The organism is Streptomyces sp. GESEQ-4, assembly GCF_017948455.1.
GTDB lineage: Bacteria > Actinomycetota > Actinomycetes > Streptomycetales > Streptomycetaceae > Streptomyces.
On record NZ_JAFFSU010000004.1, the window covers coordinates 191,630 to 205,145 of the forward strand.

Annotated in this window: 10 protein-coding genes; all 10 read left to right on the forward strand. The window is 69.6% G+C overall.

Annotated features, from left to right (window positions below; translation table 11 throughout):
* Window positions 1–13 precede the first annotated feature (13 nt).
* The 10 genes from nrtL (at window position 14) to prfA (ending at window position 13,453) form a co-directional block, all read left to right on the forward strand.
* On the forward strand, window positions 14–1,081 hold the full coding sequence (nrtL, locus tag KCH48_RS11020) for an ArgS-related anticodon-binding protein NrtL (RefSeq protein ID WP_210572551.1): 1,068 nt from the start codon (window positions 14–16) through the stop codon (window positions 1,079–1,081).
* A 13-nt stretch (window positions 1,082–1,094) separates the two neighbouring features.
* Window positions 1,095–2,486: a diaminopimelate decarboxylase gene (gene lysA / locus KCH48_RS11025; RefSeq protein WP_210572553.1), complete on the forward strand. Its 1,392-nt coding sequence runs from the start codon at window positions 1,095–1,097 to the stop codon at window positions 2,484–2,486.
* Window positions 2,487–2,632: 146 nt separating this feature from the next.
* Window positions 2,633–3,925: a homoserine dehydrogenase gene (locus KCH48_RS11030; protein WP_210572555.1), complete on the forward strand. Its 1,293-nt coding sequence runs from the start codon at window positions 2,633–2,635 to the stop codon at window positions 3,923–3,925.
* Between the two features lie 6 nt (window positions 3,926–3,931).
* Window positions 3,932–4,990: a threonine synthase gene (thrC, locus tag KCH48_RS11035; protein WP_210572558.1), complete on the forward strand. Its 1,059-nt coding sequence runs from the start codon at window positions 3,932–3,934 to the stop codon at window positions 4,988–4,990.
* A gap of 282 nt (window positions 4,991–5,272) precedes the next feature.
* Window positions 5,273–6,190 carry a homoserine kinase gene (gene thrB / locus KCH48_RS11040; RefSeq protein ID WP_210572561.1) on the forward strand — a complete coding sequence of 306 codons (918 nt, stop codon included), beginning with the start codon at window positions 5,273–5,275 and terminating at the stop codon, window positions 6,188–6,190.
* Between the two features lie 405 nt (window positions 6,191–6,595).
* Window positions 6,596–8,611 carry a transcription termination factor Rho gene (gene rho / locus KCH48_RS11045; RefSeq protein ID WP_210572562.1) on the forward strand — a complete coding sequence of 672 codons (2,016 nt, stop codon included), beginning with the start codon at window positions 6,596–6,598 and terminating at the stop codon, window positions 8,609–8,611.
* Between the two features lie 146 nt (window positions 8,612–8,757).
* Complete coding sequence (locus KCH48_RS11050) at window positions 8,758–10,533, forward strand: trypsin-like serine protease (RefSeq protein ID WP_210572566.1); 1,776 nt, start codon at window positions 8,758–8,760, stop codon at window positions 10,531–10,533.
* Between the two features lie 205 nt (window positions 10,534–10,738).
* Window positions 10,739–11,878 (forward strand): LCP family protein, encoded by a 1,140-nt coding sequence (locus tag KCH48_RS11055; RefSeq protein WP_210572569.1) that lies wholly within the window; start codon window positions 10,739–10,741, stop codon window positions 11,876–11,878.
* 171 nt (window positions 11,879–12,049) lie between these two features.
* Window positions 12,050–12,271 carry a 50S ribosomal protein L31 gene (gene rpmE / locus KCH48_RS11060; protein ID WP_145867232.1) on the forward strand — a complete coding sequence of 74 codons (222 nt, stop codon included), beginning with the start codon at window positions 12,050–12,052 and terminating at the stop codon, window positions 12,269–12,271.
* A gap of 105 nt (window positions 12,272–12,376) precedes the next feature.
* Window positions 12,377–13,453 carry a peptide chain release factor 1 gene (gene prfA / locus KCH48_RS11065; RefSeq protein WP_210572571.1) on the forward strand — a complete coding sequence of 359 codons (1,077 nt, stop codon included), beginning with the start codon at window positions 12,377–12,379 and terminating at the stop codon, window positions 13,451–13,453.
* Window positions 13,454–13,516 lie beyond the last annotated feature (63 nt).

Consider the following 13,516-nt stretch of genomic DNA (forward strand, 5'->3'; position numbering starts at 1 on the left):
ATACGCTTGTCCCGTGACCCCCGTCGAGCTCTCCCGCACCGTGCTGCGCGCAGTGCGTCGTGCTGTCGATGAGGGGGAACTGAGCGTGACCGTGCCCGAGCGGGCTGTTGTGACGGCTCCCGGGGCCGGTGGCTGTGGGGACTACGCCACCAACATCGCCCTTCAGCTCGCCCGCCCGGCCGGGCAGCCGCCGCTGCGGGTCGCCGAGATCCTTCGGCCGTACCTGATCGATACGGCCGCCGTCTCCGATGTCGTCGTCACCGGGCCCGGGTTTCTCAACATCAGCCTGCGCGGTGCCGCGCCCGTGGCCCTCGTCGAGGAGATCCTGCGGCGCGGGCAGCGGTACGGGCACGCCGAGGGGCCTGACCGCCAGCCGCTCCTGCCGCTGCACGCCCCGCACGAGGTCCGCGCCGTCGTCGTCATGGACGCCACCGCCCGCATCCTCCGTTCGCAGGGTGCCGTCGTCCGCACCAGCTGCGAGGCCCGCCCCGAGCCCGAGTGGACCGACATCCTCGGCGTACGCGTCGACGGCGTGGGCAGCCCCGGCTCACCGCCCTACTCCGTGCGCCCCATCCCCGCCCCCGTCAACCCCCTCCCCCTGGGCCCCGACGCCGCCCGCTGGGCGCTGCTGTACCCCGCTGCCCACGACCGGCCCCGCATCACCGACGAGCATCTGGTCCAGCGTGAGGGCAACCCCCTCTTCCGCGTCCGTTACGCGCACGCCCGCACCCGGGCGCTCAGCCGTAACGCCGCCGACCTCGGCTTCAGCGCCGAACCCGGGCCGACCCCCGGCGCCGGCGCGTTCCAAGGCTCATACGATCCCACCCGCCTCCTCCACACCCTCGCGGACCACCCCCGCATCCTCGCCGCAGCCGCCGAGGACCGTGCCCCCGACCGTCTCGCCCGGCACCTCGTCACCGTCGCCGATGCCGTCCCCGCTCTTGTGCCCACCGTGCTGCCGATCGGCGAGGAGAAACCCTCGGCCGCCCACCGTGCCCGGCTCGCGCTCGCCGAAGCCGCCGGGGCGGTGCTGGCCGGTGGCCTGTCCCTGCTCGGTATCGACGCACCCGACCACCTCTGAAAGAACACGCGACATGAGCCGTTCCGCACACCCCGCCGGGCCCCGTCACGCCGACGTCTTCCCCGAGGGCCACTACACCGCGCCGCCCGCCGACCTCAACGCCCTCGACTCCAAGGTGTGGGCCCAGACCGTCGGACGTGACACCGACGGTGTCGTCACCGTCGGCGGCATCGACGTCAAGACCCTCGCCGAACAGCACGGCACCCCCGCGTACATCCTCGACGAGGCCGACTTCCGTGCACGCGCGCGTGCCTGGCGTACCGCCTTCGGTCATGACGCCGACGTCTTCTACGCCGGTAAGGCCTTCCTGTCCAAGGCCGTCGTGCGCTGGCTGCACGAGGAGGGGCTCAACCTCGACGTCTGCTCCGGCGGCGAGCTCGCCACCGCCCTCTCCGCCGGCATGCCCGCCGACCGCATCGCCTTCCACGGCAACAACAAGTCCACGGACGAGATCCGCCGGTCCATCGAGGCAGGCGTCGGCCGTATCGTCCTCGACTCCTTCCAGGAGATCGTTCGCGTCGCCCACATCGCGCAGGAACTCGGCAAGCGGCAGCGCGTGCAGATCCGTATCACCGTCGGTGTCGAGGCTCATACGCATGAGTTCATCGCCACCGCCCATGAAGACCAGAAGTTCGGGATTCCGCTCGCGGGCGGGCAGGCCGCCGAGGCCGTACGGCGTGCTCTTCAGCTCGACGGGCTCGAACTCATCGGGATTCACAGCCACATCGGGTCGCAGATCTTCGACATGTCCGGCTTCGAGGTCGCCGCGCACCGGGTCGTGGGCCTGCTGAAGGACATCCGTGACGAGCACGGCGTCGAGCTGCCCGAGATCGACCTCGGTGGTGGGCTCGGCATCGCGTACACGAGCGACGACGATCCCAGCGAACCGCACGAGATCGCCAAGGCGCTGACCGAGATCGTCACCCGTGAGTGCGATGCCGCCCGCCTCAGCACCCCCCGTATCTCCGTCGAGCCCGGGCGCGCCATCGTCGGGCCGACCGCCTTCACGCTCTACGAAGTCGGCACCATCAAGCCCCTGGACGGCCTGCGTACATACGTCTCCGTCGACGGCGGCATGTCCGACAACATCCGTACGGCGCTGTACGACGCGGAGTACAGCGTCGCCCTGGTCTCCCGTACGAGCGACGCCGCCCCCATGCTCGCCCGCGTCGTCGGCAAGCACTGCGAGAGCGGCGACATCGTCGTGAAGGACGCGTTCCTGCCGTCCGACCTGGCACCGGGTGACCTCATCGCCGTACCGGCCACGGGTGCCTACTGCCGGTCCATGGCCAGCAACTACAACCACGTTCTCCGGCCGCCCGTCGTCGCCGTGCAGGACGGCGAGGCCCGGGTGATCGTCCGCCGGGAGACGGAGGAAGACCTCCTGCGTCTCGATGTCGGATGACCCGTAACCACCAGGGGCGGAAGATCTCCTGTCTTCCGCCCCCGCGGAAATGAAATAGACGTCTCAGGATCCGGACAAAGGACAGAAACTCCATTCCGGTGAGTGAGACTGGTCCCACCGAAGACGGTATGAGGAAACGAGGTCGGATGATGCGTACGCGTCCGCTGAAGGTGGCGCTGCTGGGCTGTGGAGTGGTCGGCTCAGAGGTGGCGCGCATCATGACGACGCACGCCGACGACCTCGCCGCCCGCATCGGAGCCCCGGTGGAGCTGGCGGGAGTCGCCGTACGGCGGCCCTCCAAGGTCCGTGAGGGCATTCCCGCCGAGCTGATCACCACCGACGCCACCGCCCTCGTCAAACGCGGTGACATTGACGTCGTCGTCGAGGTGATCGGCGGGATCGAGCCCGCCCGGAGCCTCATCACCACCGCCTTCGAGCACGGCGCCTCCGTCGTCTCCGCCAACAAGGCCCTCCTCGCCCAGGACGGCGCCGACCTGCACGCCGCGGCGGAGGCGAACAACAAGGACCTCTACTACGAGGCCGCCGTCGCCGGTGCCATCCCGCTGATCCGCCCGCTGCGCGAGTCCCTCGCCGGCGACAAGGTCAACCGCGTGCTCGGGATCGTCAATGGGACGACCAACTTCATCCTCGACAAGATGGACTCCACGGGGGCCGGGTATCAGGAGGCCCTCGACGAGGCCACCGCCCTGGGATACGCCGAGGCCGACCCGACCGCCGACGTCGAGGGCTTCGACGCCGCCGCCAAGGCCGCCATCCTCGCCGGAATCGCCTTCCACACGCGCGTGCGCCTCGACGACGTCTACCGCGAGGGCATGACCGAGGTCACCGCCACCGACTTCGCCGCCGCCAAGCAGATCGGCTGCACCATCAAGCTGCTCGCCATCTGTGAGCGGGCCGCGGACGGCGGCTCGGTCACCGCGCGCGTGCACCCCGCGATGATCCCGCTCACCCACCCGCTCGCCTCCGTGCGCGGCGCGTACAACGCGGTGTTCGTCGAGTCGGACGCCGCCGGGCAGTTGATGTTCTACGGCCCCGGCGCCGGCGGTGCCCCGACCGCCTCCGCCGTCCTCGGCGACCTCGTCGCCGTCTGCCGCAACCGGATCAACGGCGCCACCGGGCCCGGTGAGTCGGCGTACGCCGCACTGCCCGTGTCCTCCATGGGCGAGGTCGTCACGCGTTACCACATCAGCCTCGACGTCGCCGACAAACCGGGTGTTCTCGCCCAGGTGGCCACCGTGTTCGCCGAGCACGGTGTCTCGATCGATACGGTTCGGCAGCAGGGGAAGGACGGCGAGGCATCTCTCGTCGTCGTCACGCACCGTGCGTCCGACGCGGCCCTCGGCGGCACCGTCGAGGCGTTGCGCAAGCTCGACACCGTGCGGGGCGTCGCCAGCATCATGCGGGTTGAAGGAGAGTAACCAGCAATGACCCACCAGTGGCGCGGCATCATCGAGGAGTACCGGGACCGTCTCCCGGTTTCCGACACCACGCCGGTCGTGACGCTCCGTGAGGGCGGCACGCCCCTCGTGCCCGCGCAGGTGCTCTCCGAGCGCACCGGGTGCGAGGTCCACCTCAAGGTGGAGGGCGCGAACCCCACCGGGTCCTTCAAGGACCGCGGTATGACCATGGCCATCAGCAAGGCCAAGGAGGAGGGCGCGAAGGCCGTCATCTGTGCCTCCACGGGCAATACGTCCGCCTCCGCGGCCGCGTACGCCGTACGGGCGGGGATGGTGTCCGCCGTTCTCGTGCCGCAGGGCAAGATCGCGCTCGGCAAGATGGGGCAGGCGCTCGTCCACGGCGCGAAGATCCTCCAAGTCGACGGCAACTTCGACGACTGCTTGACGCTCGCTCGAGCGCTGAGCGAGAACTACCCGGTGGCGCTGGTCAATTCGGTCAACCCGGTGCGGATCGAGGGGCAGAAGACGGCCGCGTTCGAGATCGTGGACATGCTGGGCGACGCCCCCGACATCCATGTCCTGCCGGTGGGCAACGCGGGCAACATCACCGCGTACTGGAAGGGCTACAAGGAGTACGCCGCCGACGGTGTCGCGCGGCGGACCCCGCGCATGTGGGGCTTCCAGGCCTCCGGCTCCGCGCCGATCGTGCGCGGCGAGATCGTCAAGGACCCCTCGACCATCGCCACCGCGATCCGTATCGGCAACCCCGCGTCCTGGCAGTACGCCCTGGCCGCGCGGGACGAGTCGGGCGGGTTCATCGACGAGGTGACGGACCGTGAAATCCTGCGCGCCTACCGGCTGTTGGCCGCTCAGGAGGGCGTTTTCGTCGAGCCCGCCTCGGCCGCGTCCGTGGCCGGCCTGCTCAAGGCCGCCGAGCAGGGCAAGGTCGACCCGGGGCAGACGATCGTCTGCACGGTCACCGGCAACGGCCTGAAGGACCCCGACTGGGCCGTCGCCGGCGCCCCGCAGCCCGTCACCGTCCCGGTCGACGCGGCGACGGCGGCCGAGCGCCTCGGCCTCGCCTGATCAGCGTCAGGAGGGGTAACCCGACAGGGGGTGCACAAGGGGCTTACGACACGCATCGTGCGCCTCCTGTGCGCCCTATGTCGCCACAGAACCTTCCTTCGATAGGCTGTACTGAACCCGCCTGCCGCATATGCCGTCCACCGGCACGGTGCCGCGCCGTCTCCGCGGTCCGACAGCGGCGTCGGAAGCGCCCGTCCGTGAGGCCGGGAGCAGCCCGCGGGGTTCCTCGTACGTCATCGAATGTCTTCGACAATCACGCAGCTCAAGGAGAGTCATCGAGCGATGGCCGGTCCAGCCTTCCGCGCCGCCGCTGTCAGGGTGCGCGTCCCCGCCACCAGCGCCAACCTCGGCCCGGGCTTCGACGCCCTCGGCCTGTCGCTGGGGCTCTATGACGACGTCGTCGTCCGGGTGGCCGACTCCGGGCTGCACATCGACATCGCGGGCGAAGGCGGCGAGACGCTCCCGCGTGACGAGAACCACCTTCTCGTACGGTCCCTGCGCACGGCCTTCGATCTGCTCGGCGGGCAGCCGCGCGGTCTGGAGATCGTCTGCGCCAACCGCATCCCGCACGGCCGCGGCTTGGGCTCCTCGTCGGCCGCCATCTGCGCCGGCATCGTCGCCGCACGCGCCGTGACCATAGGCGGAGACTCCAAGCTCGACGACCCGGCCCTCCTGGAACTCGCCACCGAGATCGAGGGCCACCCCGACAATGTGGCCGCCTGTCTGCTCGGCGGATTCACGCTCTCCTGGATGGAGGCGGGATCCGCGCGCGCGATCAGGATGGAGCCCGCCGATTCCATCGTTCCGGTGGTTTTCGTGCCCGGTAAGCCGGTCCTCACCGAGACCGCGCGCGGCCTGCTCCCGCGCACCGTGCCGCACGTCGACGCCGCCACCAACGCGGGCCGAGCGGCCCTGCTCGTCGAGGCCCTGACCAGGCGCCCCGAGCTGCTGCTGCCCGCGACCGAGGACCGGCTCCACCAGGAGTACCGCGCACCGGCCATGCCGGAGAGCGCGGCGCTGGTGGAGCGGCTGCGGGCCGATGGGATCCCCGCGGTGATCTCCGGAGCGGGCCCCACCGTGCTGGCGCTGGCCGATGACGATAGCGCCGACAAGGTGGCCGATCTGGCAGGCGAGGGCTGGGCCGCGAACCGGCTCGAGCTCGACGCCCAGGGAGCGAGCGTGCTGCCGCTTGCGACCTGACACACGGTTGCCGGATTTCGAGAGGGGGAATGTTTGTTGGATCCGGTAGTGTTAACCTCAAGTCTGCACCCGACCCCACCATGGCGAGGTGCTTCGTGTCCCCGTCCGGGACAGACATCCTTCCGGGAGCCTCCCAAGCCGCACTGTGTTTCGTACGACGTACGCGGGCCGTACCTCGTACGCGGGCACTGAGCGACTGGCCGGGCACGCTCCGGAACAGGTGCGACCAAGCCTTGTGACACCGACACTCAGTGCCACAGCTGCGGGAAGCGCCATCACCCATTTCCTCCGCCTCTTAGGCGGACCACCGCCCCGGCACGGTCCACACAGCAAGGACCGAAGCCGGACAGCACAACCGGTCGCCGAGCCAGACAGGCCGACGTCCGCTCCAGGGAAGGACCCTTCGTGAGCGACACCACCGATCTGATGGGCGCACGTGTCGAGGAGACCGCTGCCGCGCCCGCCACGGACGCCTCCGCGCCTGCCAGCGGTGCCGGCTCCCGGCGGCGCCGCGGTACCGGCCTCGAGGGCATGGTGCTGGCCGAGCTGCAGCAGGTCGCATCCGGCCTCGGTATCAGGGGCACAGGGCGCATGCGCAAGAGCCAGCTGATCGAGGTCATCAAGGAGGCGCAGGCGGGTGGGGGTGCCCCGGCCAAGTCCGCCGAGGCAGCCACCGAGACCAAGCCCAAGCGCCGCGCCACCTCGAAGGCGCGTACCGGCGAGGACTCCGCTCCCGCCGAGAAGGCCGACAAGAAGGCCGCGGCCGCGAAGGCCGTGGCCCAGCAGCAGATCGAGATTCCCGGCCAGCCGGCCGGGGGCACCCCCCGCGCCGAAGCCGAGCGCGGGGCGGAGGAAGCCCCCGAGCGCCGCCGTCGCCGTGCCACCGCCGAGGCGGGCAGCCCCGAGACGGTCGCCGCCGAGGCGAAGAGCGAGCCGAAGGCCGAGACGCCCGCCCCGCAGACGCAGGGCGACGCCAAGTCCGACGCCGACGGCGGCGAGGGCCGCCGCCGCGACCGCCGGGACCGCGGCCGTGACCGCGACCGGGACCGCCGCGGCAAGGGCGACGACCAGCAGGGCCAGGGCGGCCAGCGGCAGCAGGGCCAGCAGCAGGGCGGCGGCGGCCGTCAGGACCGTCAGGACCGCCAGCAGCGGGACAACGGCCCGCAGGACGACGACGACTTCGAGGGCGGACGCCGTGGCCGGCGCGGGCGCTACCGCGACCGCCGTGGCCGGCGTGGCCGCGACGAGATGGGCGGCCAGGAGCCGCAGATCACCGAGGACGACGTCCTGATCCCGGTCGCCGGCATCCTGGACATCCTCGACAACTACGCCTTCATCCGTACGTCGGGCTACCTGCCGGGTCCGAACGACGTGTACGTCTCCCTCGCCCAGGTCCGTAAGAACGGCCTGCGCAAGGGCGACCACGTCACCGGCGCGGTCCGTCAGCCGAAGGACGGCGAGCGCCGCGAGAAGTTCAACGCGCTGGTCCGTCTCGACTCCGTGAACGGCATGGCGCCCGAATCCGGGCGTGGCCGCCCGGAGTTCAACAAGCTGACGCCGCTGTACCCGCAGGACCGCCTCCGTCTGGAGACGGACCCGGGCATCCTCACCACCCGCATCATCGACCTCGTCGCACCGATCGGTAAGGGCCAGCGCGGTCTGATCGTGGCCCCGCCGAAGACCGGCAAGACCATGATCATGCAGGCGATCGCCAACGCGATCACGCACAACAACCCCGAGTGCCACCTGATGGTCGTCCTGGTCGACGAACGTCCGGAAGAGGTCACCGACATGCAGCGGTCGGTCAAGGGCGAGGTCATCTCCTCGACCTTCGACCGCCCGGCCGAGGACCACACGACGGTCGCGGAGCTGGCGATCGAGCGGGCCAAGCGGCTCGTCGAGCTCGGCCATGACGTGGTCGTGCTGCTCGACTCCATCACGCGTCTGGGCCGTGCGTACAACCTGGCCGCGCCGGCCTCCGGTCGTATCCTCTCCGGTGGTGTCGACTCGACGGCGCTGTACCCGCCGAAGCGCTTCTTCGGTGCGGCCCGGAACATCGAGGACGGTGGCTCGCTCACCATCCTCGCGACGGCTCTCGTCGACACCGGGTCCCGCATGGACGAGGTGATCTTCGAGGAGTTCAAGGGCACGGGCAACGCCGAGCTGAAGCTCGACCGGAAGCTCGCGGACAAGCGGATCTTCCCGGCGGTGGACGTGGACGCGTCCGGTACCCGTAAGGAAGAGATCCTGCTCGCCAACGACGAGCTGGCCATCGTATGGAAGCTGCGGAGGGTGCTGCACGCCCTTGACCAGCAGCAGGCGGTGGAGCTGCTCCTCGACAAGATGAAGCAGACGAAGTCGAACGCCGAGTTCCTGATGCAGATTCAGAAGACGACGCCGACGCCCGGTAACGGCGACTGACGTCCGCTACTGACAGAGGGCCACCCCCGCCAAGGGGGTGGCCCTCTGCGTTGTACGGGACGGTGTACGATCACGCGGCTCGGACTGTTTTTCGAATCTGTGGTCCGAACTTCTGATCCCGAGGGGGGACCTGAGTGGGTACATCCATGTCTGGGGGCGGTCGGCACAGACGGAGGCTGCGGATCGCTCTTCCGTTCACGGCGGCCGGTGTGGCCGCGGCCGTCGCCGCCGCGCTGCTGACGAGCTCCGCCGACGCCGCCACGGCGCTTCCGAAGCCGACGGTCAAGCCCGCCATCGCCACGGCCTCGCTCGCCGAGCTGCAGAAGCGGGTCGCCGGTGCGGTCGCCGGTGACGACTCCGCGGGGGAGACGGCCGGCAAGTCGTCGCTGAGCGCCCGCAACAGCGGCCCCATCGACGCGAAGATCATCGGCGGGTCCACCACGACGATCACCTCGGCGCCGTGGATGGCCCAGCTCTGGTACTCCGACGAGGCCAACGACCTCGGCTTCTTCTGCGGCGGCGCCGTCGTCTCGCCGACGAAGATCCTGACCGCCGCGCACTGCGTCAAGGGCTACAACTGGGCCGCCCACGGTGCGGTGGTGACCGGGACCTCGACGTTGCCCGACGAGTCGGGCAACACCAACGGCACGGTCTCGCAGCCGCTGCGCCAGTGGAGCCACGCGTCGTACAGCGCGCGGACCATCGACAACGACATCGCGGTCCTCACCCTGGCGACGCCGGTCAAGGCGACGCCGATCCGCATGACGACGTCCGCCGACACCGCCTCGTACGCCGCCGGGACCAATGCCAAGGTCTACGGCTGGGGTCGTACGAGTTCCACCACTCAGGACGTCTCCGAGACGCTGAAGACGGCCACGCTGCCGATCCAGTCGGACACGACCTGCGCGAACTTCTACGGCGCCGACTTCGTCAAGGGCCACATGGTCTGCGCGGGCAAGCCCGCCAGCGGCAGCGACAGCGGTACGACGTCCGCCTGCAACGGCGACTCCGGCGGCCCGCTCGTCGTGGGCAACCGCATCGTGGGCGTCGTGTCCTGGGGTGTCGTGGACTGCGTCGAGAAGGGCGCGTACAGCGTCTTCGCGAAGGTGAAGTCGTACGTCGGTGCCGCCTTCCCGCAGGTCGACGACGCCAACATGAGCTACACCGACGGCAGGGCCGACCTCTTCGTGCGCAACGCGTCCACGAAGACGGGCTACGAGAAGGACTCCAAGGGCACGTCGTTCGGCGCCCGGCAGAGCCTCGGCAACTGGAGCGGCGTCAACACCGTCCTGCAGACCGACCTCGACCGGGACGGCGTCCAGGACTTCGTGTACCGGGTCGCCTCCACCGGTGACGTCTACTGGATGCACTACGTGCGCTCCACGGAGACCTGGACCGAGAAGCAGATCTTCGACAACTGGAAGACCCGCACCCGGATCGCCACCCCGGGCGACCTGACCGGCGACTATCTGCCCGACCTGCTGTCCGTGGACTCCGGCGGCAAGCTGTGGCTCTACCCGGGCAAGGGCAACGGCACCTTCTCGGCCCGTACGCAGGTCGGCTCGGGCACGGGCTGGAACCAGTACAACACCCTGCGCGGCAAGGGCGACTTCAACGCCGACGGCAAGGCCGACGTGATCGTGCGCAACCGGAGCACCGGTGCCGTCTACCTGTACAAGGGAACCGGCAAGGCCTCGAGCCCCTTCTCGGCCCGGGTCAAGGTGCGCACCTGGAGCAACACGACGTACAACGCCTTCGACGCCATCGGTGACGTCAACGGCGACAGCAAGGCCGACTTCCTGGCCCGTACGCCCGGCGGCACGCTCTACCTGTACAAGGGAACCGGCAAGGCCACGAGCGAGATCTTTGCCACAAGGGTCTCGGTCGGGACGGACTTCAAGCAGTACGACATCTTCGGCTGAAACAGCAGGTGAACGGGGTGCGTCCAGCACCACGCGTCACACACTGTGCCCACCGCCCCACGCGGTGGGCACAGTGCGTTGTGCAACCCTTTCCCGGGTTTCCCCGTCTGACCGGTCGGGGCGAAGATGGAGCGATACATGTCGCTTCGCCCGGGCCTGACCCTGAACGCGAGGGGTAACCGACCCGACGAGAACCGAGGAGCACATGTCTGCCGAGAGCACACCGGACCCCGGCATACCGGGTGAGTCCGGGTCCACGGGCCCGCGCCACCGCGCCAAGGGCCGCCGCCGCAAGCCCCGCGGCAACCGCCGCAAGGGACTGCTCGTCACGGCCTGGGTGGCCGGCGGCATCGTGGTGCTGGGCGGCACCGGCGTCGGGTACGTGTACTTCAAGCTCAACGGCAACCTCAAGAGCGTCGACATCGACCAGGCCCTCGGCACGAACCGGCCGACCAAGGTCGACAACGGCTCCGAGAACATCCTCGTCCTGGGCTCCGACACCCGCTCCGGCTCCAACCAGAAGCTCGGCGGCGGCGCCGACGACGGCAGCGCCCGCTCCGACACGGCGATGATCGTGCACGTCTACAAGGGCCACAAGAAGGCCAGCGTGGTCTCCATCCCGCGCGACACCCTCATCGACCGCCCCGAGTGCACCGACACCGACGGCGACACCCACGACGCCGCTACCGGCGTCATGTTCAACTCGGCGTACACCACCGGCGGCGCGGCCTGCGCGGTGAAGACCGTCGAGTCGCTCACCGACCTGCGCATGGACCACTACCTCGAGGTCGACTTCAGCGGCTTCCAGAAGCTCATCGACGAGCTCGGCGGCGTCAAGGTCACCACCAGCAAGGCCATCGAGGACCCCGACAGCCACCTGGACCTCGCGGCCGGCACCCACCAGCTCACCGGCGAGCAGGCACTCGGCCTGGTCCGCACCCGGCACGGCGTCGGCGACGGCTCCGACCTCGGCCGCATCCAGCTCCAGCAGGCATTCATCAAGGCGCTCGTCGAGCAGATCAAGGACGTCGGCCTCTTCACCGACCCGAAGAAGCTGTACGACCTCGCCGACACCGCCACCAACGCCGTCACCACCGACTCCGACCTCGGCTCGGTCAACTCCCTCATGTCGTTCGCGAGCGGCCTCAAGAGCATCAGCCCGAAGAACATGCACATGGTCACGATGCCGGTCCAGTACGACCCCGCCGACGCCAACCGCGTCCTCGTAGACGACACCAAGGCCCAGCAGGTCTGGACGGCACTCAAGAACGACAGGGCCATTCCGAAGTCGGCAACAAAAGGCACGGCGACAGGCCAGGCAAACGGAGTGGTCAGCGCCGGTTAGGGGCGCGGGGAACTGCGCGACAAGCCCCCACCGGCCCGCAGGGAATACACGACGCCCACCCCTCGTTTTGGGGGATGGCCCCAGTCCTGGCAGACTGGTAAGTCGGCCCCGGTTCACGCGGCAGCACTCCGCGGCTGCGACCCGGCGCCCTCCCGAAACTAGGAGACACCCTTGAAGCGCGACATCCACCCCGAGTACGTCGAGACGCAGGTCAGCTGCACCTGTGGCGCGTCGTTCACCACCCGCAGCACGATCTCCAGCGGAGCGATCCGCGCCGAGGTCTGCTCCGAGTGCCACCCGTTCTACACGGGCAAGCAGAAGATCCTCGACACCGGTGGCCGTGTGGCCCGCTTCGAGGCCCGCTTCGGCAAGGCTGCCGGCTCCAAGAAGTAGCGAGCCCCATTTCGCCGGTCCACGGCCGCGCCCCTCTTCGGCGCGCCGGGACCGGCGTTTTTGGTCGTCCGCCCTTCACCCACGTACGTACAACAGGAGCCAGAGATGTTCGAGGCCGTCGAGGAACTCGTCGTCGAGCACGCCGACCTGGAGAAGAAGCTCGCCGACCCGTCGGTCCACTCCGACCAGGCCAACGCGCGCAAGCTGAACAAGCGCTACGCCGAGCTCACCCCGATCGTCGCCACGTTCCGCTCCTGGAAGCAGATGGGCGGCGACATCGAGGCGGCCCGGGAACTCGGCGCCGACGACCCGGAGTTCGCCGCCGAGGTGAAGGAGCTGGAGAAGCAGCGTGAGGAGCTGACGGAGAAGCTGCGGCTGCTCCTCGTTCCGCGCGACCCCAGCGACGACAAGGACGTGATCCTCGAGATCAAGGCGGGCGCGGGCGGCGACGAGTCCGCGCTGTTCGCCGGTGACCTGCTGCGGATGTATCTGCGGTACGCCGAGCGGGTCGGCTGGAAGACCGAGATCATCGACGCCACCGAGTCCGAGCTGGGCGGCTACAAGGACGTCCAGGTCGCGGTGAAGACCAAGGGCGGCCAGGGCGCCACCGAGCCGGGGCAGGGCGTGTGGGCGCGGCTGAAGTACGAGGGCGGCGTGCACCGCGTCCAGCGTGTGCCGGCCACCGAGTCCCAGGGCCGTATCCACACCTCCGCGGCCGGTGTGCTGGTGACGCCCGAGGCCGAGGAGGTCGACGTCGAGATCAACCCGAACGACCTGCGGATCGACGTCTACCGCTCCTCCGGACCCGGCGGACAGTCCGTCAACACGACCGACTCCGCCGTGCGCATCACGCACGTTCCCACCGGAGTGGTCGCCTCCTGCCAGAACGAGAAGAGCCAGCTGCAGAACAAGGAGCAGGCACTGCGTATCCTGCGCTCCAGGCTGCTCGCCGCGGCGCAGGAGGAGGCGGAGAAGAATGCCGCCGACGCCCGCCGCAGCCAGGTCCGCACCGTCGACCGCTCCGAGAAGATCCGTACGTACAACTTCCCGGAGAATCGCCTCTCGGACCACCGCGTCGGCTTCAAGGCATACAACCTGGACCAGGTCCTGGACGGTGAACTCGACGCGGTGATCCAGGCCTGCGTCGACGCGGACTCGGCCGCCAAGCTCGCAGCCGCGTAGAGCCGTGCGGTAGAGCCGTGTAAGGGACGTACGAGAAGGACCAGTACCGGAGGACATGCGTGC

Coding starts and splice junctions, on each gene's coding strand:
- lysA (WP_210572553.1), top strand. CDS start 1,095: ATGAGCCGTTCCGCACACCCCGCCGGGCCCCGTCACGCCGACGTCTTC.
- KCH48_RS11030 (WP_210572555.1), top strand. CDS start 2,633: ATGATGCGTACGCGTCCGCTGAAGGTGGCGCTGCTGGGCTGTGGAGTG.
- thrC (WP_210572558.1), top strand. CDS start 3,932: ATGACCCACCAGTGGCGCGGCATCATCGAGGAGTACCGGGACCGTCTC.
- thrB (WP_210572561.1), top strand. CDS start 5,273: ATGGCCGGTCCAGCCTTCCGCGCCGCCGCTGTCAGGGTGCGCGTCCCC.
- KCH48_RS11050 (WP_210572566.1), top strand. CDS start 8,758: ATGTCTGGGGGCGGTCGGCACAGACGGAGGCTGCGGATCGCTCTTCCG.
- KCH48_RS11055 (WP_210572569.1), top strand. CDS start 10,739: ATGTCTGCCGAGAGCACACCGGACCCCGGCATACCGGGTGAGTCCGGG.
- prfA (WP_210572571.1), top strand. CDS start 12,377: ATGTTCGAGGCCGTCGAGGAACTCGTCGTCGAGCACGCCGACCTGGAG.